The sequence below is a fragment of the Tepidimicrobium xylanilyticum genome (assembly GCF_900106765.1).
Classification (GTDB): domain Bacteria; phylum Bacillota; class Clostridia; order Tissierellales; family Tepidimicrobiaceae; genus Tepidimicrobium; species Tepidimicrobium xylanilyticum.
The window spans coordinates 16999-38574 of record NZ_FNNG01000012.1; the positions used below are offsets into that span (position 1 = coordinate 16999).

Annotated in this window: 21 protein-coding genes, 3 tRNA genes and 1 other annotated feature; of the genes, 4 read left to right on the forward strand and 20 right to left on the reverse strand. The window is 34.9% G+C overall.

Annotation, left to right across the window (positions count from 1 at the left end; all coding sequences use genetic code 11):
- Positions 1-110: 110 nt before the first annotated feature.
- Positions 111-263, reverse strand: a complete 153-nt coding sequence (locus tag BLV68_RS15505; protein ID WP_159428689.1) for a hypothetical protein — start codon at positions 261-263, stop codon at positions 111-113.
- A gap of 150 nt (positions 264-413) precedes the next feature.
- Between BLV68_RS15505 and BLV68_RS11750 the strand changes: the two genes are divergently transcribed.
- Entirely contained in the window at positions 414-815 is a 402-nt protein-coding gene (locus BLV68_RS11750) for a helix-turn-helix domain-containing protein (protein ID WP_093754056.1), read from the forward strand.
- A 20-nt stretch (positions 816-835) separates the two neighbouring features.
- Here the strand turns inward: BLV68_RS11750 and nagA are convergent, their stop codons facing one another.
- The 4 genes from nagA to BLV68_RS11770 all read right to left on the reverse strand — a co-directional run bounded on the left by nagA (position 836) and on the right by BLV68_RS11770 (position 5032).
- A complete protein-coding gene (nagA, locus tag BLV68_RS11755; RefSeq protein ID WP_093754058.1) occupies positions 836-2005 on the reverse strand; it encodes an N-acetylglucosamine-6-phosphate deacetylase in 1170 nt (389 codons plus the stop codon).
- A gap of 144 nt (positions 2006-2149) precedes the next feature.
- The gene (locus tag BLV68_RS11760; protein WP_093754060.1) at positions 2150-2419 is read right to left on the reverse strand and encodes a metal-sensing transcriptional repressor; all 270 of its coding nucleotides are present in this window, start codon (positions 2417-2419) and stop codon (positions 2150-2152) included.
- 14 nt (positions 2420-2433) lie between these two features.
- On the reverse strand, positions 2434-2640 hold the full coding sequence (locus BLV68_RS11765) for a copper ion binding protein (RefSeq protein WP_093754062.1): 207 nt from the start codon (positions 2638-2640) through the stop codon (positions 2434-2436).
- Positions 2641-2659: 19 nt separating this feature from the next.
- A complete protein-coding gene (locus BLV68_RS11770) occupies positions 2660-5032 on the reverse strand; it encodes a heavy metal translocating P-type ATPase (RefSeq protein ID WP_093754064.1) in 2373 nt (790 codons plus the stop codon).
- A 311-nt stretch (positions 5033-5343) separates the two neighbouring features.
- Here BLV68_RS11770 and BLV68_RS11775 point away from each other — a divergent pair, with 311 nt between their 5' ends.
- Positions 5344-6798 (forward strand): nicotinate phosphoribosyltransferase, encoded by a 1455-nt coding sequence (locus tag BLV68_RS11775; RefSeq protein ID WP_093754066.1) that lies wholly within the window; start codon positions 5344-5346, stop codon positions 6796-6798.
- Positions 6799-6852: 54 nt separating this feature from the next.
- Here the strand turns inward: BLV68_RS11775 and BLV68_RS11780 are convergent, their stop codons facing one another.
- The gene (locus BLV68_RS11780) at positions 6853-7422 is read right to left on the reverse strand and encodes an indolepyruvate oxidoreductase subunit beta (protein ID WP_093754068.1); all 570 of its coding nucleotides are present in this window, start codon (positions 7420-7422) and stop codon (positions 6853-6855) included.
- On the reverse strand, positions 7412-9199 hold the full coding sequence (gene iorA, locus BLV68_RS11785; RefSeq protein WP_093754070.1) for an indolepyruvate ferredoxin oxidoreductase subunit alpha: 1788 nt from the start codon (positions 9197-9199) through the stop codon (positions 7412-7414). Before iorA ends, BLV68_RS11780 begins: the two co-directional genes overlap by 11 nt.
- Before the next feature lie 288 nt (positions 9200-9487).
- Here iorA and BLV68_RS16350 point away from each other — a divergent pair, with 288 nt between their 5' ends.
- Positions 9488-9616: a Spo0E family sporulation regulatory protein-aspartic acid phosphatase gene (locus BLV68_RS16350; RefSeq protein ID WP_399264604.1), complete on the forward strand. Its 129-nt coding sequence runs from the start codon at positions 9488-9490 to the stop codon at positions 9614-9616.
- A gap of 55 nt (positions 9617-9671) precedes the next feature.
- Here the strand turns inward: BLV68_RS16350 and BLV68_RS11795 are convergent, their stop codons facing one another.
- The 13 genes from BLV68_RS11795 to BLV68_RS11855 form a co-directional block, all read right to left on the reverse strand.
- Positions 9672-10115 (reverse strand): Hsp20/alpha crystallin family protein, encoded by a 444-nt coding sequence (locus BLV68_RS11795; RefSeq protein ID WP_093754072.1) that lies wholly within the window; start codon positions 10113-10115, stop codon positions 9672-9674.
- A gap of 196 nt (positions 10116-10311) precedes the next feature.
- A complete protein-coding gene (locus tag BLV68_RS11800) occupies positions 10312-11526 on the reverse strand; it encodes a hypothetical protein (protein ID WP_093754074.1) in 1215 nt (404 codons plus the stop codon).
- Positions 11519-12616, reverse strand: coding sequence for a DUF58 domain-containing protein (locus BLV68_RS11805; protein ID WP_093754076.1), 1098 nt, complete (start codon positions 12614-12616; stop codon positions 11519-11521). Before BLV68_RS11805 ends, BLV68_RS11800 begins: the two co-directional genes overlap by 8 nt.
- A gap of 3 nt (positions 12617-12619) precedes the next feature.
- On the reverse strand, positions 12620-13555 hold the full coding sequence (locus tag BLV68_RS11810) for an AAA family ATPase (protein WP_093754078.1): 936 nt from the start codon (positions 13553-13555) through the stop codon (positions 12620-12622).
- 147 nt (positions 13556-13702) lie between these two features.
- Complete coding sequence (locus BLV68_RS11815) at positions 13703-14077, reverse strand: DUF1622 domain-containing protein (RefSeq protein ID WP_093754080.1); 375 nt, start codon at positions 14075-14077, stop codon at positions 13703-13705.
- 170 nt (positions 14078-14247) lie between these two features.
- A tRNA-Ser gene (locus BLV68_RS11820) sits at positions 14248-14340 on the reverse strand.
- Between the two features lie 22 nt (positions 14341-14362).
- On the reverse strand, positions 14363-14812 hold the full coding sequence (tadA, locus tag BLV68_RS11825; protein ID WP_093754082.1) for a tRNA adenosine(34) deaminase TadA: 450 nt from the start codon (positions 14810-14812) through the stop codon (positions 14363-14365).
- Between the two features lie 21 nt (positions 14813-14833).
- Positions 14834-14910: transfer RNA gene (locus BLV68_RS11830), tRNA-Arg, on the reverse strand.
- A gap of 14 nt (positions 14911-14924) precedes the next feature.
- Positions 14925-16163 (reverse strand): D-alanyl-D-alanine carboxypeptidase family protein, encoded by a 1239-nt coding sequence (locus tag BLV68_RS11835; protein WP_159428690.1) that lies wholly within the window; start codon positions 16161-16163, stop codon positions 14925-14927.
- A gap of 258 nt (positions 16164-16421) precedes the next feature.
- The gene (locus BLV68_RS11840) at positions 16422-17879 is read right to left on the reverse strand and encodes a M1 family metallopeptidase (RefSeq protein WP_234949907.1); all 1458 of its coding nucleotides are present in this window, start codon (positions 17877-17879) and stop codon (positions 16422-16424) included.
- 153 nt (positions 17880-18032) lie between these two features.
- Positions 18033-19307 carry a serine--tRNA ligase gene (gene serS / locus BLV68_RS11845; protein WP_093754088.1) on the reverse strand — a complete coding sequence of 425 codons (1275 nt, stop codon included), beginning with the start codon at positions 19305-19307 and terminating at the stop codon, positions 18033-18035.
- Positions 19308-19378: 71 nt separating this feature from the next.
- Positions 19379-19546, reverse strand: a binding site (T-box leader).
- Between the two features lie 215 nt (positions 19547-19761).
- The gene (locus BLV68_RS11850) at positions 19762-20793 is read right to left on the reverse strand and encodes a PTS transporter subunit IIC (RefSeq protein ID WP_200773776.1); all 1032 of its coding nucleotides are present in this window, start codon (positions 20791-20793) and stop codon (positions 19762-19764) included.
- Between the two features lie 73 nt (positions 20794-20866).
- Positions 20867-21391, reverse strand: a complete 525-nt coding sequence (locus tag BLV68_RS11855; protein WP_093754090.1) for a transcription repressor NadR — start codon at positions 21389-21391, stop codon at positions 20867-20869.
- A 102-nt stretch (positions 21392-21493) separates the two neighbouring features.
- Between BLV68_RS11855 and BLV68_RS11860 the strand changes: the two genes are divergently transcribed.
- Positions 21494-21568, forward strand: a tRNA-Glu gene (locus tag BLV68_RS11860).
- The last annotated feature ends 8 nt before the right edge of the window (positions 21569-21576 follow it).

The following is a 21576-nucleotide window of genomic DNA, read 5'->3' on the forward strand; positions in this document are numbered from 1 at the left end:
TCACCCCTAAAAGGTTTTTGACTTTCCTTGACTTTTCTTATTATAACCATTTTTTCTATAAAAATCAATATTTTATGATACTCTACTTTAGAGGTGAGCTTTTTTGTAAATTATTTTTCTTTTAACTTTTCTTTGTTATGCAAATATTCTAATATGAGTAAGTCAAGTTCCTTACTAAGTCTCTCAATATGTTGCCAATCCGTTTCTTCTCTATTTAATTGTTCAGATATTTTATTCCTTAGCTTATTAATTCTGAAAATCAAAAAAATTTCCCCCCCTTAGAACAAAACGATAATATTTACTCTATTAATAGCATAATATATTTCATGCTTATTGGCAACCTTATTTTTGTGCTTTTAGCATATTTAGTTATTGAAAATTTAATATTAAAGTTAACATAAGGGAGTGACAGAATGGATAAGAATGTGTTAGATTTTAAAGAAATAGGTTCAAGAATAAGAACGGAAAGAGAAAAGCTAGATTTGACAAGGGAAAAATTTGCAGAAATTGTAGGACTATCGTCCTTTTACATAGGGCAAATCGAAAGAGGAGAAAGGAAAATGAGCCTGGAAACTTTGGCTAAAATCTCCAAGGCTCTTCATATGTCCACAGATTATCTTCTCTTTGGCAATAATTTTAGTTATGATTCAACAGCTCAAAATATTTCCGTTTTAGAATCAGCCGATAATAGCTATGATTCCAATCCAAAGGGAGATTTACAAGAACTTTTATCCATTTTACTTCGATGTTCTGATAAGGAAGTATCCTTGGTCAATGACTTAGTAAAGCTGATTCTTCCCCACATCAACAAATGATATATTAAATGATATAGCTTTTATCTACAGTTTCTAACTTTACCCTTAACTATAGCCATTAAAATGTTTATATCTCGGTCAAAAACGATTAAATCTGCATCTTTTCCTATTTCAATGCTTCCCTTTGTCCTTTCCACCCCAATAACCCTTGCAGGGTTTAAGCTGGCCATCCTAACTGCATCTTCAAGGGAAACTCCAACCAGATGGACCATGTTATATACAGCCCTATCCAAGGTAAGGGTTGAACCTGCCAAAGTTCCATCTTCTAACCTTGCTGCTCCATCCCTGACGTATACATCCTGACCTCCTAGCTCATACTTTCCATCTTCTAAGCCTGTAGCCATCATGGCATCCGATACCAATACTATGCCATCTTTCCCCTTCATCCTTACTGCCAATTCCATAGCCCCTACATGAAGGTGGATTCCGTCACATATAAGCTCACAAGCTACTCTTTCATCAGTCAAAGCTGCTCCAATTATTCCCGGTTCCCTGTGGGAAAAGTCCCGCATCCCATTATATAGGTGGGTTATTAAAGTTATTCCCATATCCATCCCTAATTTGGCTTCCTCATAGGTTGCAACGGTATGAGCTGCTGATATAGTTATTCCCTTTTCCCTTAAGAATCTAACAGCCTCCTTTGCCCCATCTATTTCAGGAGCTAGAGCCACTATTTTGATATTGTTTTTGGAAAGGTCTATAAACTCCTTTAACTCTCCTATATCTGGAGTTTTAATATATTCCTCTGGCTGGGCTCCCTTTTTCTCTACTGCAAAATAGGGCCCCTCCAAGTATATTCCTAACATCTGGGCCTTGATTTTAGAATCCTTACTACCAGATTCAATATATTCTCCAACACTTATTAAAGCCCTTCTAATAGCACTATCCTTTTGGGTTATGGTGGTGGCTAAAAAGGAAGTCACTCCATTTTTAATATGGAAATCCGCCATAATATCAAAGGCTTCAAAAGTCGCTTCCATAAAATCATGACCGAAATTTCCATGGTTATGAATGTCTATGAAGCCAGGGGATAGGTAATTCCCTTCCGCATCTATAATATCGTCAAAGGATCCATCTTCACATAGGCCTTTACATATATTAATGATCTTCCCATCTTCTATAACTAGGCTACTACTCCTCTTAATCTCATAAGGAGTAACTATATTAGCATTTTTTATCAATATTTTCACTATAAATTCCTCCTTGTATCATTTATGAGCATCTTTGAATCCCTTATTATATGTTATCATATATTTTTAGATTAAGTTTCTTAATTATATGTACCCAAAATCCAATTCAAACAAAAACCAAGAAAACTTTACAAGTTTTCTTGGCTATTTTATATATTTATCTATCACAGTAATTATCTCCTCTATCTTCTCTTGACCTTCCTCTTCTCCTTGTAATATGGCATCCTTTACACAGGACCTAATATGGGCATCTAATACATCTATATTGGCCTTTTTTAATAGGGCTATGGCAGATAATATCTGGGTAGACACATCTATACAGTACCTATCCTCCTCTATCATCTTAATTATTCCATCTATTTGCCCTTTTACAGTTTTGAGTTTCATTGCTGCTTTCTTTTTGCCTTCATTCATAAGCTCACCTACTATTATTTAATTTCTACTACATCATAACCTGCCTCTTCTACTGCTTCCTTTAAACTTTCATCCATTAGGTTTTCTCCAGAAACTTCCACCTTTTTACTATCTAAATCCACCTGAACATCAGTTACCCCTTCTAATTCCTTAAGTGCATTGGTAACTGCCATTACACAATGGTTACAAGACATACCTTCTACTAACATAGTTTTTTTCATATTTCCCATCTCCTCTCCATTATTTAAAATTTCTCAACCTCAATGAGTTGGTTACCACTGATACTGAACTAAAGGCCATGGCTGCCCCTGCTATCATGGGGTTCAAAAATCCTAAGGCTGCAAAGGGAATGCCTATAGAGTTATAGAAGAAAGCCCAGAATAAGTTTTGTTTAATGGTTTTCATAGTTCTATGGCTAAGCCTTATTGCCGTAACAATCCCCATTAAGTCCCCCCTCATAAGGGTTATATCTGCTGCTTCCATAGCTACATCTGTTCCCGTTCCTATGGCAAATCCCACATCTGCTGCTGCTAAAGCAGGTGCATCATTAATGCCATCTCCAACCATTCCTACATATTTCCCTTGAGATTTTATCCTTTCCACCATTTCAGCTTTATTTTCTGGCAATACTTCTGCTAATACATTATCAATACCTACCATTTTGGCTATAGCTTTGGCAGTCCTTTCATTATCTCCTGTAATCATATATACATCCAATCCCATATTCTTCAACTCTTCTATGGCCCTTTTAGAGCTGTCTTTTATTCTGTCTGCTACAGCTATTATTCCCGAGATTTGTCCATCTATCCCCACCATCATAGCAGTTTTGCCTTCTTCCTCTAGTCTGTTAAGTTCAGGTTCTGCTTCATCTATATGGATATGTGCATCTGACATTAGCTTCCTATTTCCTATATATATTTCCTTTCCTTCTAAAGCAGCCTTTAGGCCTTTTCCTGGTATAGCCATGAATGAATCTGGCTCCGTTAACATCAATAGTTTTTCTTCTCCCCTTCTAACTATTGCCTGACCTAATGGATGTTCGGATGCTTTCTCAACTGTGGCCGCAACTCTTAATAACTCATCTTCCTGCATGGAATTAAAGGTTATTATATCTGTAACTTCCGGTTCTCCCTTGGTAATGGTGCCAGTCTTATCCAATACTATAGCTTCCATATTATGAGCCCTCTCCAAATGTTCCCCCGATTTAATGAGTATTCCATTTTCAGCCCCTTTGCCAGTACCCACCATTATAGCTGTAGGTGTGGCTAAACCTAATGCACAGGGACAGGCTATTACTAAAACCGCTACAGCATTTATAAGTCCAGTTGTAAAATCCCCTCTTACCAAGTAAAAACCAATAAAAGTTACAAGAGCAATTAGCACTACTACAGGAACAAATATCCCAGATATTTTATCTGCCAGCCTTTGAACTGGTGCCTTAGAACCTTGAGCGTCCTCAACAAGTTTAATTATTTGAGCTAAAACCGTATCCTTTCCAATCCTTTGAGCTTCAAATTTAAAGGATCCGAATTTATTTATAGTGGCTCCTATTACCTTATCCCCTTCCTTTTTATCTACAGGAATACTTTCGCCCGTTATCATGGATTCATCTATGGAAGAATGACCTTCTATTATAATTCCATCTACAGGAATTCTTTCCCCTGGCTTCACTACTATTACGTCCCCAATATTTACCTCCTCTATTGGAATATCCTTTTCTATTCCATCCCTGATAACTCGAGCAGTTTTAGGCTGTAATCCCATCAACTTCTTTATAGCTTCTGAAGTCTTCCCCTTGGCTACTGCTTCAAAGGTCTTTCCTAATAGGATTAAGGTAATAATAACTGCTGATGCTTCAAAGTAGTATTCATGTACTCCTTTTATAACGTTATATAAACTATAAAAATAGGCTGCGGAAGTTCCCATGGATACCAATACATCCATATTGGCTCCTCCGCCCCTTAGGGAATTATAAGCTCCTTTATAAAACCTATATCCGATTATAAATTGGACAGGGGTCGCTAATAGCAATTGGAAATACCCATTGGTCAATATATTCTCCTGACCTGCCATGTGAAAGAACATGGCTGAAAAGAGAGGAATGCTTAATATTGCTGATATTATGAAGGACCTTTTAAGAGACTTTATCTCCTTTTCCCTTAATTCCTTTTCCCTATCCCTATCTACTTCTCTTTCCACCTCTGCCTTATAGCCAGCCTTTTCAACTGCTTTAACTAGTATCTCCTCTTCTATGGCTCCAGAAGGGTATTCTATTATAGCTTTGTTGGTAGATAGATTTACATTGGCCTTTATAACACCATCCAATCTACTTAATGCCTTCTCTACCCTGGCTGAACAAGCTGCACAGGTCATACCTTCTATTAATAAAATCTTTTTCTCTATAGGAACCTTATAACCTGTTTTTTCTATAGTATTTACTAGAGTATCTATATTCATTTTTTCATCATCGTATTCTACGGTGGCTTTTTGAGCTAATAAATTTACAGAAGAATTAATTACTCCTTCCAACTTGCTTATAGCCTTTTCCAACCTAGCTGAACAAGCTGCACAGGTCATGCCTAATACATCTATAGCAACCTTTTTATGGGCCATTTGAATTCCTCCTTTCCATAACCACCCCCCCGGGGCGGGTGTCTACGTTTAGTATAAACTATTTTTCCCATTTTGTAAACATATTTTATAATATTTATAATCCCCATTTATAATTTCTTTTTATCTTTTGCCACTCAATAATCTATTACATTTTAACAATATTATAATGTTAATCGTCGATAACTACATATATTCCTTTCTGCCAACTAATAATTGGAACTAATACTGGCTGGCGTGTTGAAATATATATTTTTTGGTAATATAATTATTATGATGAGAATTTTACAAATATTTAAAAGGAGATAATTTCTATGACCAATTTGGATTGGAAGGATAAAAAAAATTTAACCATGTTAGCAGATTTTTATGAATTCACCATGGCCAATGGATATTTTGAATGCGGGCTAAAAGATCAAATTGCCTACTTCGATATGTTCTTTAGAGCCATCCCCGATAATGGCGGATTTGCCATAATGGCTGGAGTAGAACAGCTTATTGAATATTTAAAAAACCTCCGATTCTCTCAAGAAGATATTGAATACTTTAGGTCTAAAAACATGTTTAGCCAAGAGTTCTTAGATTATCTTAAGAATTTCAAATTTGAATGCGATGTATGGGCTATTCCTGAAGGCACCCCTATTTTCCCATTGGAGCCTATTGTTATCGTAAGAGGTCCCATAATACAAGCACAGATTATAGAAACAATGGTATTGTTAACTATCAACCATCAAAGTCTAATTGCAACAAAGGCCAATAGAATAGTGAGAGCTGCTCAAGGTCGGCCTGTAATGGAATTTGGATCTAGAAGAGCCCAAGGTTACGAAGGGGCTATACTCGGAGCAAGAGCAGCCTATATTGGAGGAACTGCAGGCACTGCTTGTACTATCGTAGACAGGGATTTCAGCATTCCAGCTTTAGGCACAATGGCACACAGCTGGATTCAAATGTTCCCATCCGAACTGGAAGCTTTTAAAGCCTATGCAAGAATATATCCAGATAATTGTGTTCTATTGGTAGACACTTACAATGTACTAAAATCGGGAGTTCCCAATGCAATTAAGACCTTTGATGAAGAAATAGTTCCAAGGGGCTTTAGACCTAAGGGCATTAGAATCGATAGTGGTGATATCGCATACTTATCTAAAGAGGCTCGTAAAATGTTAGATGCAGCAGGTTATGAGGATTGCCCAATTGTAGCATCTAGTAGTTTAGATGAATATGTAATTAAGGATTTATTAGACCAAGGAGCAAAGATCAACTCCTTTGGAGTAGGAGAAAGGCTAATTACTGCCAAATCTGAACCAGTATTTGGTGGAGTCTATAAGCTTACTGCCATCGAACAGGATGGACATATAATCCCTAAGATAAAGGTAAGCGAAAATGTAGGAAAAATTACTACTCCTGGATTTAAACAGCTTTATAGGTTATACGATAAGAAAACTGGAAAGGCAATTGCAGATGTAATAACTTTGCATGATGAGGAAATTGACGAAAGCAAACCTTATGAAATATTCCACCCACTATTTACTTGGAAGAGAAAGACCCTTACCAATTTCCGAGCCAGAAAGCTATTAGTCCAATTATTCGATAAAGGTAAACAGGTATATCAAAGTCCTCCAATTGATGAAATCAGAGACTATTGTAGGGAACAGATTGACACCCTTTGGGATGAAGTCCTTAGGTTTGAAAATCCTCATGAATATTTCGTAGACCTATCTAAGCCATTATGGGAAATTAAATACAACTTGTTAAAAGAATATGAATAATTGTAGTTCTTAAATAAAAAGAGAAGGGCTAAATTCTTACCCTTCTCTTTTTATTTATTGGCTTAATCCCCTTTCGAAAGCTTTTATGTTGACCTCATGAACCCTTTCAGGTAAATTTTCTTTTATCAATTCTATCCAATCTATATCCTCAAGACCTAATTCTTTTACAATAGCACCTAATATTACAATGTTCTGGCATCTAGGTTCTCCCAATTCTTCTGAGATCCTTCTTGCTTCAATTATTTTTACATTTTCCACCTTATCTACCATCTTATCTAAAATACCCTCAGGATATTGAACACTCCCTGTTAATACGGATAAAGGGTAAATTTCTTCATCATTTACTATTAAAGTACCTCTTTTTTTAAGGTGGTCTATATATCTAGCAGCTTCTAATTTTTCAAAAGCTACCAATAGGTCAGCTTCACCTTTATTTATAGCAGGCGAATAGACCTCTTCCCCAAATTTAATCTGCGTAGTTACGCTGCCTCCTCTTTGCGACATTCCATGAATTTCAGACATTTTAACATCGTATTGAGCTTTTACCAAACCTTGAGAGAGTATCTTTGAAACGAGGATTGTGCCTTGCCCTCCAACTCCCACTAATAGCAAACTATTGGACATGAAAATCACCTGCTTTCCCCTTTAACTCTATAGCATCAAAAGGACAAACTTGAAGGCAGATACTACATCCATTACATTGAGCTCTATCCACACTAATAACATTATCCCTAAAAGATATAGCAGGACAACCAATCCTTAGACAAGCTTTACATTTCCTACATTTTTCTTGGTCAACTTCACAATAAAGTCCTCTTCTTGCCCTTTGAACCTCCTTAATTAATGCACATGGTCGTTTTGTAATTATTACAAAAGGCTCTTCTGATTCATAAGCATCTTTTACCGCTTCCCTTGTCTCTTTTAAATTATATGGATCTGTAACTCTTATATTTTCTTCTTTAATCCCTACAGCTTTAACCAGACTTTCAATATCTATCATGGGTGCTTGTTCTCCTAATATATTCCTTCCAGTTCCAGGATTTTCCTGATGCCCTGTCATTCCAGTAGTCCTATTATCCAATATTACAATAACCATATTAGTTCCATTATAGATCCCATCGATTAAACCAGTAATTCCAGAATGGAAGAAAGTAGAATCCCCTACGAAACCAAAAACCTTTTTGTTCCTATTGGCTTTTTTATTAACCCTGTCAAATCCAATACCTGCAGATATTCCAGCCCCCATGCATATTACAGTATCTCCAACCCCAAGGGGGGGAGCCATTCCCAGTGTATAGCAACCTATATCGCTAGTTGCAATTATTTTATCCTTATATTTGCTGACTTCATAAAATATTCCTCTATGAGGACAACCAGCACATAGAGTTGGAGGTCTTGCAGGTATTTCCATATCTAGAGTATAACTTTCCCTTTCTTCTTCCCCTAGTAGGGCCTTTCTTATAATTTCTGGGCTTAATTCTCCACAGATAGGGAGTACTTCCTTTCCTATGCAATCAATGCCCATAGCCTTAATAAAGTTTTCCATATAGGGTTCATTTTCCTCTATTACATATAGTTTGTCTACTTGTTCTGCAAATTCCCTAATCAATTTATCTGGTAGTGGGTAGCTAAAACCTATCTTTAAATAAGATGCCTTGTCTTTAAATACTTCCTTAGCATGATAATAAGATATACCATTAGCAATAATTCCAATACTTTTATCGTTATATTCAATCCTGTTTAAGGACGTTGTATTTGAATATTCTTGTAGTTTTGGAAGCCTTTCTTTTTCTATTTCCACATGCTTAACTTTAGCATTAGCAGGTACCATAATATATTTTCTTAGATCCTTTACGTATTCCTTAATTCCTACTTCTTTCCTATCTTTTAGTTCTACCAATCCCTTGCTATGGCAAACTCTTGTAGTTACCCTAAATAATACGGGTGTATCAAACCTTTCGCTGATTTCAAAAGCTTCCTTTATGAAATCCTTACATTCCTGACTATCAGCAGGTTCTACCATTGCCACCTTTGCATGGGCAGCATATAGCCTATTATCCTGTTCATTTTGTGAACTATGCATCCCTGGTTCATCGGCAGTAATTATTACTAGCCCTCCATTTACCCCTTCATAGGCTATTGTAAATAAAGGGTCTGCTGCTACATTTAATCCCACATGCTTCATAGCAACCAAGGCCCTAGCACCAGCAATAGAAGCACCACATCCTACCTCTAGGGCTACTTTCTCATTAGTAGACCATTCAGAGTATATTTCCCTGTATTGGGAAACGTTTTCTAGGATTTCAGTACTAGGTGTTCCTGGATAGGCGCTAGCTATTAAACAACCTGCCTCATAGGCTCCCCTTGCAATAGCTTCATTGCCTGTTAAAAGCTTTTTCATATTCCACCCTCCTATCTTTAAACCCTCATTTATATTATATCAGAATACATATTGACTTTATAGGTAATTTAAAATTTTTCATAATAAATCAAATTTTTTTCATTAATTTTAGTTAAATTATTAATATTGTTTATTATCGCTTTAAACTAGTGAAGGATTCTTTTTTCTTCTACTTTTTTTTGCATTTTATAGTAAAATTATTGTGAATGTGAAGGCGAATCTAAATATATTGTCGAAAGAGGTGTTATTCAATTCAAAAACTTTGAACAAAATGAACTTAAAAGCCAAATAAATCAAGTAAGAGAACAGCTTCACAAATTAATTGAAGGTGAAGAAATAGATCTAACGGATAATAGAATAATATGTCTAAGTCAATTACTAGACAAACTGATATGTCAGTACCATGACTTAGAATAACATTCTAGATTCGCCTTCCATTTTTAGTCAAAAAAAATAGGCACTAAGTGCCTATTTATTCAATTTGTATTCTATTTCTTCCTGAAGAAGTCTCTGGCTTCTTAGGGAGAACTATTTTGAGGATTCCATCTTCAAATTTAGCCTTTATCTTGTCTTGATCCACATCATCTACATAAAAGCTTCTACTATAAGAACCATACCTTCTTTCCCTTCTAATATAGTTTTCCCTTTCTTCTCGTAATTCTTCATCCCTTTCCACAGCAATTGTTAAAATATCGTCTTTTACCTCTAATATAATATTATCTTTTTTTGCCCCCGGTATTTCTGCCTCTAATACATATTCCTTACCCTTATCCTTTATATCTACCTTCATTGGAGAATAGGGATAGGCAATAGATTCAAATTCTTCTAACATATTATCAAAGAATCTGTCAAAGTCGAATCCCCATCTCCTCGATAAACTGCTAGCCCTTCTGCCAAAAGGTGTAATTCCAAACATAAAATTCACCTCCAAAATCGTTTAACTTTGACTTACTTTGACCTTCATCTATAAGATATCATTTACTTCCATAATATTCAAATGCTATATATTATGTTAACCTCCCGAATATTTAAATTATATATTGTTTTCTTAATTTATCTCATTATTATTCACTATTTCTATAAAATTTAAAAAGCCCATATGGGCTTTTTCATTAAATCTTTTTATATAATCTCTTCATCTTATCTACCTTGCTTTTATCTATTTCAGTTCCTCCATATCTAGCTTCGATGTAAATTTCCCTTACATCTTTTAAGATCTTTTTATCTACATCGTTCTCTGCCTTAACATTAATCTCCAAACTGGTGTCAGAAGGTATTATATCTACTCCTTTTCTATACAGTTTTATTAAGGCTTTCCTATAGTAATACCTAATCTGTTCCTTAAGGCCCTTGGGCCTGAATAAGAATTGTTTGCCTTTATCTTTGTCTCCACCTACTATATTAATGAATTCCCTCTCTTCACGATAAGCTATTTCCTCCTTACCTTTACCAGCTACCTTCTTCTTAAACAATCTATAGGATATATAAGCTATAAACAGGATCAGAGCTATCATCAAGACTGTAGACAAAAATCTACTCAACCAAGGGAGGAAGGAAGGGGACTTTTGAACCCATTCACTAAAATCCACAACCGTTTCCAACTCTTCCGATGGCAACTCTACAGTATGATTAATGAGCAGGGAAATAATATACCTTATAAATTTCTCAACAACATAGCTCAAATATACAATAGGCCAATAGAGGATATTAAATAGCATTTCTGTAAACCAAAAATAGATTGACCTAACTAGTTGGTACAGAAATATCTTTAGCCTTTCTATACCTAGCACTAGATATAAAATAAATACGGATATAGCAAATATTAGATTGGTTCTATTTATCTTATTCATATTAGGACTATGTTCTAAATGCCTAAGGCTTCGCAATAGTATAATGGTAGATATGAAATAAATTAACATAAAAGGTATGAAATCTTTACCGCTAGTTTGAAGCCTGCCCATAATCCCCGATAGCCCCATGAGAATAAACAATATTTTTAATTTTCTTTGAAAACCTCTTCTAAAAAAATTAATGCTTACTTCACTGGAGTATTGAAAAATAAAATAGAATGTATAGTAGGCAGCAATAAATAAAAAAACTATATTTTCAATGGAAGGATATTTAATAACTGGAAGAAGTAAAAATAAATTTAAATAGAAGTATTTTTTGCCTTTCCTTTTGAAAAGGACCTCCATATAAGATACTAGTAGAAACAAGAAAAATATTGCAATAAAATTATCTATGGTTAAACTTGGAATTACAACTATTAATAGAGCAAATATGAAAGACACAATACTTATTAACTCTAATAAAATTATGCTATTCATAGGGTACAATTCTCCTAACGTATTTTATAATGGAAGAGCTTAATTTATCTAATTTAGCTTCATCTAAGGAAATGAGAATAAGCTTATTATTTCTCTTTAATCTTTCTAGAGATTCTATATAGCTATCGAATATTCTAGGTGTAACTACGATAAATGTTGTAAATTTTTCCCTCTTATTGATTATACTATCAATTAACGTTTCAAACTTAATTGCTGCTCCATAGGATACTTTACCTAGAACATTTAATACATTTTCATAATTACTAGAATAGCTAGTAACTCCACTTCCCCCATAGGAGTTGTTGATAAAGCTGTATAAAATTTTATTCTTCTCTAATTCCTCTACAATCCCTCTACATAAGGAGATGCAGGTTTCAATTTCATCTTTTTCAATGCCACGCCAAAAAGGTTGTGTACATTCCACATTCAATATTATATTTACAGAGTATTCCGAAGTAAAATCGAATTCCTTAACCATCAAGTTTCCATATTTTAAAGATGAAGGCCAATGAATATGTTTTTCTGGTTCATTGCCCGTATACTCTCTAATGCCAACATTCATTAACGGGTCATCTATTATCCATCTCTTAACAGACACTTGACCATAATAGCTCCCATAAGGTACCAAATTTTCATCTAAATCTAAAACCTTTGGTAATACTACTAACTCTTGTAGATAGTACTTTGTAACGGAAAACGTATTTAATCCAATAAAGTCTCCTACTATTAGGCTTACATTTCTAAAGGTATAATAGCCTCTTTTATTTCCAATAAAGGAATAGATTCGCTTTACCCTTTGATAAGGCATTACGAACATGGCAGTTGAAAATTCAAAATAACCATCCTCTTCACGTTCATCTATTATCCCTTTACAATTGAGGGCTGCAGGAAATTTTTCCGTTATCCTTAAATAGGGTACTGGAAGAGGCTTTCTATTTTCAATTACAGTATGTACCTCAAAAGGTTCGCCTATCTCCACCATGCTTTTAGATAATGTCCGCATATGGTGCAAATTCTTAAAACCATATTTCATGCTAACCCTATTAAATCCAAAGGTAATAGCTACAATTCCAATTAATAACCAAAACATAATCTATATCCTTTCTAAAGGCACTTCTATTGTACTAAGTATTCTTTCTATTAATTTTTCATTGTCTACCAAATTATTCCTGCCCTTAACTATAATTCTATGATTTAACACCTTAGGTACCATGGCCTTTACATCCTCTGGTATGATGTATTTTCTTCCGTTAATAGCAGCATAAGCTTGGCAAGCTTTGAAAAGAGCTATAGTTCCCCTAGGGCTAACTCCCAATTGTATTTCTGCCAAGTTTCTTGTTTGATCTACTATATCCATGATATAATCCATCACATCGGGGGAACATTCCACTTTACTGACATTTTCAAATAAATAATCCAATTCTTCTGCTGATACAATACTTTCTAAATCCTCTATGGATTTGCTTAAATTGCTGTGGATTATTTCTTTTTCCTCTTCCCTAGTGGGATAGCCTATTTTTATTCGCATAAAAAATCTATCCAATTGGGCCTCTGGTAGTGGAAAAGTTCCATAAGATTCTATTGGGTTTTGAGTAGCTAAAACCATAAAGGGTTTATTGAGCATTCTAGTTTCTCCATCTACAGTAACCTGTCCTTCCTGCATGGCTTCCAATAGACTCGATTGGGTCCTAGGAGTAGCTCTATTAATTTCATCTGCTAATACTATATTAGAAAATATAGGGCCCTTTCTAAATTGGAAATCTCCTAGCTTTTGATTATAATAATTTATTCCCATAATATCGGAGGGAAGTAGATCAGGTGTAAATTGGATCCTTTTAAAGGGCAATCCTAAAGTCTTAGAAAAGGCCTTAACCATCATAGTTTTTCCCATACCAGGAAGGTCTTCTAATAATATGTGGCCTTTAGATAGGAAGGATACTATAATTAGTTCCATTACCTTTTCCTTGCCTATTACCACTTGAGACATATTATTAATTACTTTCTCTTTAAATTCTACGAACTGGTCCATTTAGTTTCCCCCTTATAAAGTTGCTTCCATTTTTTGTATCAGTATTATAATATATTATATTTAACAATATCTCAACCTTTTATTTCTGCGAATATTCAGTTTCATCGAGCTTTCATATGGAGCAAAAAAGGAGAACAAACTAATAGTCTATTCTCCCTGATTCTTAGCTTGAGCTTCAAAATCCTCATCCGTAGGATTTTCTTTCTTTTTACACTTTATTTCCCAGTGAATTACAAAACTTATAATAATCCTTAAAAAGGTTACAAATGCTAATATTACGAACTCATCTAGGCTTCTGACGATAATAGTCTTTAATATCTCTGCTGCCAATTTGAACTCTAAACTCAATGCAAGAGCCTTTACAAATTCAATTTTATAATACTCATAATTAAAATTAAATCTTCCTCTAATTAAACTGAAAACAGATCTAATGGTAGCAATAGCAATGATAATTACGCCTATTATTTCTAATATACCTGTTATATAAGGAATGATTTCTTCTAAAATTAGCTCAATATACAAATCCTTTCCTCCTTAACAAATATAATTCCAAATAATCAAAACCTACACAAAGAAAATATATCGCTTTTATAGCAAATTGTCAAGAAATCTTCGAAATAATCAAAAAATTAACATATGATCATCATATTTCTTAAAATATAAAAACCTAGCTTGAGCTAGGTTTTTATATATGGCGGAGAGAGAGGGATTCGAACCCTCGGTACAGCATTTAACTGTACAGTGGTTTTCGAGACCACCACCTTCAACCACTCGGACATCTCTCCAGAATATATAGATCATATTAAATTATTTATTCCTTAATTCCTTAAAAAAATCGGTTAATATACTACTACACTTATCCTCTAATACCCCATATTCAACTTGAACTTTATGGTTAAAATTAGGATTATTTAATAGATTGATTACAGAACCACAACAGCCTCTTTTAGGATCTTTTGCACCTATGACAAGACGTTCTATCCTAGAGTTAATTATGGCTCCTGCACACATGCTACAGGGTTCTAAGGTTACATACATGGTACAGCCTAATAATCGCCATCCATTCAAATACTTACTGGCTTCTCTAATGGCAATCATTTCTGCATGGGCTGTAGGGTCTTTCAAAGTCTCCCTTTTATTGTGGCCTCTTGCTATAACCTTGCCATCATGCACAATAACAGCACCTACTGGTACCTCATAGGTGCTAAATGCCTTATATGCTTCCTCCAATGCTAATTCCATATATGTTTCATCCATATATAATCACCAAAATAAATATGGTGCACCCGAGAGGATTCGAACCCCCGACACACGCCTTAGGAGGGCGCTGCTCTATCCTACTGAGCTACGGATGCACAAATATTTGCTATTATATTTTACAACTTTTTTTAATAATTGTCAACACATCTGAATCATTCACAGCTATAGTTAATAATTTCTCAATGATTTTTCCAATAATCCTTTTAACATATCTATAGATCCTAATGAATATATTAGCCTTTTCTACATCTTGGTGAACTACTAAGTCTATTTGGTCTAAAATCTCACCATTTAACAGGATATTCAACCTTCCTATCTTTTCCATTGACTTTAAAGGCAAGGAAATATCTTCATTTACTAAAACTTCCCTATGAATACTGTCCCCTTTTCTTACTGTGATGGTAAAATTTCTAGTTGGATATACTTCTATGACCTCATTTTTGCTGCTAGGTAAATATATTAAATCTACAGGCATATTTTCTTTTGCTATTATCCTTCTAGTATAGTTATTAAGCCCATATTCAATTAATTCTTTGCTTAATTCCTTTCTTTTTTCCTCATTTCCCGATCCCATTATTATGGAAATTAACCTAAAATCCTCCGTTTCTACATTATCCCCTTTGATATTTATGGTGGCAACTAAGCAATAGCCTGCCTTATTGGTAAAACCAGTTTTAAGTCCATCAACGCCTTTTATTTCTTTCAACAATGGATTTGTATTTTCTTTGTCATAGTCCCTATTTTCCAAATGAATATTGGGAATGGAGGTAAAGGTTAAAGTTTCAGGAAACTCTCTTATTATATACCTAGATAGCTCAAATATATCTTTGGTGCTCATTTTATTCTGTTCTTCCCCTTGAGGTAGTCCTGTTGAATTAATAAAATAGGCACTTTCTAATCCTAAACTTTGAGCTCTGTAATTCATCCTTTTTACAAATTCCTCCTCCGACCCAGCTACATATTTGGCCAAAGCATAGGTAGCATCATTTGCAGATACCACTAAACTTGCCTCTAATAATTGTCTTACGGTAAATACCTCTCCTTCTTTTAGTTCTAGGCTAGACCCTTTAATTCTAGTTACATCATCATCTATATATACTTTATCATCTAATCCGATTTCTCCCCTATCTACATGTTCCATTACAATTAAATAGGACATTAATTTGCTAATGCTGGCAATTTCTATAGGTTGGTATGCATTATATCCCTCCAATATTTCTCCCGTTTCAAAATCCCCTAATAGATAAGCCTTAACTTCATCTTCTATGCCGACGGAAGCTAAAGCAAGAGGGTTTAGCAATAATATAAAAAATAATGATAATATAATTCCTCTAATAATCCTGTTCATAATAACATTCCCCCTATTAAAAATGAAATAATAGCTACAAAAAGGTAACATTTGTATCCTAACCTCTATATAATGTATTAGGCAAAGTACTAGAACTTTAAAAGGAGGTTATAGAATGTCTGATCTTCAAAGAAGAGGTGGCATCTGGGATGGCGATGACTCTAGTTTACTATTTTTCTTCCTGTTATTAGTAATACTTTTTGGTGGTTTCGGCGGTAGAAGATATTAGGCTAAAACGGAGGGCCTTGCCCTCCGTTTTTATCTGCCATATAACCACTTATGGGCCCTCTCTTCAAAAGGCGAGTTAGTCACCTTTTCACATATATTTAAAAAATCCTTTGTAGTTGCTATTTTGAACTTATATGTTTTATAGTACCTTTCTAATATTTGGTACAATGTGTCGATTCCAAACTCTTTTTTTATCTCATTTAAGAAAACAGCTCCTTTTGCATATACCAAAATCCCGTAATCATCCCAACTATTAAATTCGTCTAAGGATTTAACCACCACATCAGAATCAATATATTTTTCTCCATAATCATAGGGCATTTGGCAGGTATAATTAAAATAGTCTTCTCCGTCCTCTTCTCCATATTTATGGTGAACATATAAAACTTCCGAATAAGTTGCTAAGGATTCGTCTAACCAGGCTTCGTCTATCTGGTCGTTTCCTACTACCCCATACCACCATTGATGGGCTGTTTCATGGACTATTATCCTTTCTAAAGTATCCTCTTGATGATGCGTATAGCAATCCCTGTTTATAAAAACTATACCTGGATACTCCATACCAGAAGGAAACTGTGTCATCACTATGGAATAAACTCCATAAGGGTATTGGCCAAATAGATTATTGAATATTTCTATGGAATCTTTTCCTACTTCTAATACATAATCAGCTATACTAGGCCTATCTTCCATTGCATAAAGCCTTATTATTGTGTCCCCTACTTGAGTTTCCTCTATAATAAATTTAGAGCTGGCAACCCAAGCAAAATCTCTAATCAGTTTTCCTTCTATTACATAGGTTTTTGTATTTCCCCTAATTTTTTCAGAAATTATATTCCCACTGGTTCCAATTATAATATTCTTTGGAACCTTAATAGTTACGTCGTAGTTGCTTACATTGCTATAAAAAGGATCTCCTATATTATAATAAGGGTCTAAATTCCAACCAGTATCATCGTGCATACACGCTATTGGATACCAATTACCAAAGTTGAATACATCTTCTCCAAACCCGAATCTATCTATGTTAATTGGAAGCTTGACATTATATGTAAATTCAATTTTGATTCTATCTTTAGCCTTCAAAGGCTTAGGTAGTATTAATCTTAATATGGTATCTCCTCCCCCCCCTATTTCATAATCCGCCCTTTTATTCCCTATTTTTATTTCTTCTATTTCCATAAACCCTGGCTCATATTCCTTAGATATGCTCTTGCCAGCAAATAATATAGGGGCTGTTTCCATACTTTTAAAAGCATTAGGGTAAAGGTGGAAATAAATTTCCCCTAGTTCCCTCCCAGAATTATTAATATAATCAACCCTTTGATAAGCCCAATAGCTTTTATTTTCAGGATCAAAATCCACTTCTATGCTATAATGGTCTACATCATTTATGTCAATACCATTTAAATCATCTACCACAAGTGTAGGAATATGGTTTGTTTTTACCCTACAGCCAATAAGATTCAGAATTAATAAAAATGACAATAAAAAACATATACTCCTTTTAATATTCAAGACTTCACCTCCGACAATTCTATTCTAATATATTCTATATTCTCATAGGAATATTATAACTTATTTCATCCTAAGAATAGAAAATAAAAATTCTCCCTACGGAGAACATACCGTAAGGAGAATTTATTTCTCTATCTTTTCTAAATTGTTTACATATGGTCTTAAGGCTTCTGGAATTACTATACTTCCATCTTCTTGCTGATAATTTTCTAGTATTGCAGCAAAGGTCCTACCCACTGCTAAACCTGAACCATTTAAAGTGTGAAGAAATTCCACTTTCTTGCTACCCTTCCTTCTAAATCTAAGGTTAGCACGTCTAGCTTGAAAATCCTCAAAATTGCTGCAGGATGAAATCTCTACATATCTGCCATAACTTGGCATCCAAACCTCTAAGTCATAAGTTTTAGCTGCTGAGAATCCTAAGTCCCCTGAACATAACATAACTACCCTATAAGGCAATCCCAATCTTTGAAGTATTGTTTCAGCATTGTTAGTCAGCTTTTCTAACTCATCGTAGGAGTTTTCAGGTAAAGAGAATTTCACCAATTCTACCTTATCAAACTGATGGTTTCTAATAAGCCCACGAGTATCCCTACCAGCAGAACCAGCTTCTTGTCTAAAGCAAGGGGTATAAGCTGTAAAATAAATGGGGAGCATATCTTCTTCAAGTATTTCATCCCTAAACATATTGGTAAGGGGCACTTCTGCTGTTGGCACTAAGAAATAGTCCTTACTAGGTATATAAAACATATCATCTTCAAATTTAGGCAATTGCCCTGTTCCAATCATACTATCCCTATTTACCATGAAAGGAGTTGATACCTCTTCATAACCATGTTCACTGGTGTGAATATTGATCATGAAATTGATTAAAGCCCTTTCAAGTAATGCTCCAGCTCCCTTGAAGAGAGAGAATCTCGCACCTGTGAGCTTTGAAGCCCTTTCAAAATCTAAAATATTTAGCTCCGTCCCTAGATCCCAATGGGCTTTTGGTTCAAAATCAAATTTTGTTGGCTCTCCCCATCTTCTTATTTCCACATTATCCTCATCGCTTACTCCATCTACTACAGATTCATGAGGAGTATTGGGAATATAGAGTAATGTTTCTTTAAGCTGTTCGTCTATCTCCTTTACCTTTCCATCTAAATCCTTTATCTTAGCAGATAGTTCCTTCATCTCCTCTAACAGTTTCGATACATCTTTTCCTTCCTTTTTAAGCATTGGAATTTCCTTTGATACCGAGTTTTGCTTTGATTTCATTCCTTCAACTTCCGTTAAAAGGCTTCTTCTCTTTTCATCTAATTCCAATACCTTTTGGATTGGAAAATCCCCATGTCTCTTTCCCAGGGCCCTTACTACCTCATCTGGATTGATTCTAATTCTCCTAATATCTAACAAGCATATCACCTTCCTTCTATTTAATTATATTAAAATTAATTATATTAAAAAAACCCTCGCTCCCTAACAATTTTAGGGACGAGAGTATTCCCGCGTTGCCACCCTAGTTAACCATAATGGTTCACTCGTATACATATTAGCTCAGGGATGGATTCAATAATAAGCCTTGCCAATTCTCACCAACCATTGGCTCTCTTAAAAGTACTTTATTATTTACTAGGTCCCCTCATAGCCTTAATATGGATTTTAATAGGTAGTATAACATATTTTATGAAGAATATCAATTATTAATTCATACTTATGAACAAAAGGCACCGACATGGATAAAAGTCAGCACCTTTTGTTAATTTTTTTTTGTTTATTAGGGATTTATCTTTAGTAAGAGGGGCCAAAGCATTTCTACTTTGACTTAATGACTATTTACTCATAAAAAGATCTTTATAACATAATATTGCTATAATTTCATATCTCCCATTTTAATATATCCCTTCTTCCTCATCCATTCGGATATTATAAAGGATATTAGTCCAGGCAGAATAAAATGGAGTAGAAGAATTTCCACTATAGTTTTTGCCCCAGTGCCCATTACCTCTATAGTTGCAAGTTGTCCTACCAGACCACTAGTACCCATACCTGCACCTATTCTATTCCCTTCCATCTTAAATATTACAGTAGAAGCTGGACCAAGGATTGCAGATGCTATAATAGGTGGGATCCATATTTTAGGGTTCTTTATTATATTGGGTATTTGAAGCATTGAAGTCCCTATACCCTGGGCTATAAGCCCACCGAATCCATTTTCCTTAAAGGATGAAATTGCAAATCCTATCATCTGAGCTGAACAGCCAACGGTACTAGCTCCTGCTGCTAAGCCACTAAGTCCTAAGGATATGGCCAATGCAGCACTGCTAATGGGCAATGTAAGAACTATTCCCATTACTACTGAAACTATTATTCCCATTGGTAAGGGATGTAATTCGGTAGCTTTATTAATCATATTCCCAATTAAAGTCATAAAAGAACTGATAAAGGGTCCTATGTAGTTTCCAGCTAATCCACCCGCCAAGATGGTAGCTAATGGAACCAAAACTATATCTACCTTGGTTTTTCCTCCAATGAGCTTCGAAAATTCCGCTCCTACTAATGCAGCTACAAAGGCTCCTACTGGCTCTCCAATTTTGATTATTGCTACCCCTTCTTCAAAGGAAATGGTACCAGCACCAATTGCCCCAGTAACTGCTGATGCAAAAATAGCCAATGGAGGCGCTCCTACCCCATACGCAACTCCTGTACCAATAGCTGGCCCCATTAACAATTGAGCCATTTCACCAAAAATCACCATCCATCGGATGTTAAAAATGGTGCCCAACTGCTTTATTATTAATCCTATTATCAAAGAAGAAAAAAGTCCTAATGCCATCCCATTAAATATTTTCACAAAATAATTCCTTATACCGCCTTTCTTTTCATTAAGTTTATCTTTCAATTTAGCCACCCTTTCTGGTATTAATTAATGTATATACACCTGTCTTGTCACCTCATAGTAAAAATATATCATCTTAATCTTCCTTTATCAAGTAGTTTTTACTCATAAGGGCTTTCTTTATTCTTTCAAAACTCCCCCTATCGTTTACTTCTATGGTATGGATATGGATACCTTCTGTTAAAGATGATAAGGGTTCCGCATTAGTCTCTCTAATATTTGTCATAAATTCCTGCAGATCTAATCTTGAACAGATTTGAAGGGGGCTTTTTATTTCTCCATAGAGGGGATGATCTACTATTACATCTATGATTCTACCTCCCAAATCAACAATGGTTCTTAATTCATCCTCCATTTCATCATATCCCCAATGTTTGCAAACTATTTTCTCTATCAACTTATTTTTTCGATGGCTATTAGGAATTATATATCCTTGTGGGGTGGCTAATATTTCCTCCCCTCTAGCTCTTAATAGAGCAATGTCCTGGACTATTATTTGCCTACTCACATTATATTTTTTTGATAATTCATGACCCTTTATAGGTTTATTGCTCTCTTTCAATTCCTTTAGTATTTTTTCTCTTCTTTCGCAAGCATTCATAATGGTTCTTCCCTTCCTCATTAATTTATACATTAATTCTATCATATAATGTTGACAAGGCCTATTTATTATAGTAGAATAGATAACAGTTTGTGTAATTAAGGCCCTATGGTCAAGTGGTTAAGACACCGCCCTTTCACGGCGGTAACCCGGGTTCGAATCCCGGTAGGGTCACCAATCAAAAA

What these genes read in the sequence shown, in the direction of transcription:
- BLV68_RS11780 (WP_093754068.1), bottom strand. Translation starts at nt 7,422, where the DNA reads ATGTCCAATAGTTTGCTATTAGTGGGAGTTGGAGGGCAAGGCACAATC.
- BLV68_RS11855 (WP_093754090.1), bottom strand. Translation starts at nt 21,391, where the DNA reads ATGAATGCTTGCGAAAGAAGAGAAAAAATACTAAAGGAATTGAAAGAG.
- BLV68_RS11795 (WP_093754072.1), bottom strand. Translation starts at nt 10,115, where the DNA reads ATGTTTGGAATTACACCTTTTGGCAGAAGGGCTAGCAGTTTATCGAGG.
- BLV68_RS11765 (WP_093754062.1), bottom strand. Translation starts at nt 2,640, where the DNA reads ATGAAAAAAACTATGTTAGTAGAAGGTATGTCTTGTAACCATTGTGTA.
- BLV68_RS11760 (WP_093754060.1), bottom strand. Translation starts at nt 2,419, where the DNA reads ATGAATGAAGGCAAAAAGAAAGCAGCAATGAAACTCAAAACTGTAAAA.
- BLV68_RS11775 (WP_093754066.1), top strand. Translation starts at nt 5,344, where the DNA reads ATGACCAATTTGGATTGGAAGGATAAAAAAAATTTAACCATGTTAGCA.
- BLV68_RS11805 (WP_093754076.1), bottom strand. Translation starts at nt 12,616, where the DNA reads ATGTTTTGGTTATTAATTGGAATTGTAGCTATTACCTTTGGATTTAAT.
- iorA (WP_093754070.1), bottom strand. Translation starts at nt 9,199, where the DNA reads ATGAAAAAGCTTTTAACAGGCAATGAAGCTATTGCAAGGGGAGCCTAT.
- BLV68_RS11835 (WP_159428690.1), bottom strand. Translation starts at nt 16,163, where the DNA reads ATGAACAGGATTATTAGAGGAATTATATTATCATTATTTTTTATATTA.
- BLV68_RS11750 (WP_093754056.1), top strand. Translation starts at nt 414, where the DNA reads ATGGATAAGAATGTGTTAGATTTTAAAGAAATAGGTTCAAGAATAAGA.
- BLV68_RS11810 (WP_093754078.1), bottom strand. Translation starts at nt 13,555, where the DNA reads ATGGACCAGTTCGTAGAATTTAAAGAGAAAGTAATTAATAATATGTCT.
- BLV68_RS11800 (WP_093754074.1), bottom strand. Translation starts at nt 11,526, where the DNA reads ATGAATAGCATAATTTTATTAGAGTTAATAAGTATTGTGTCTTTCATA.
- BLV68_RS11770 (WP_093754064.1), bottom strand. Translation starts at nt 5,032, where the DNA reads ATGGCCCATAAAAAGGTTGCTATAGATGTATTAGGCATGACCTGTGCA.
- tadA (WP_093754082.1), bottom strand. Translation starts at nt 14,812, where the DNA reads ATGGATGAAACATATATGGAATTAGCATTGGAGGAAGCATATAAGGCA.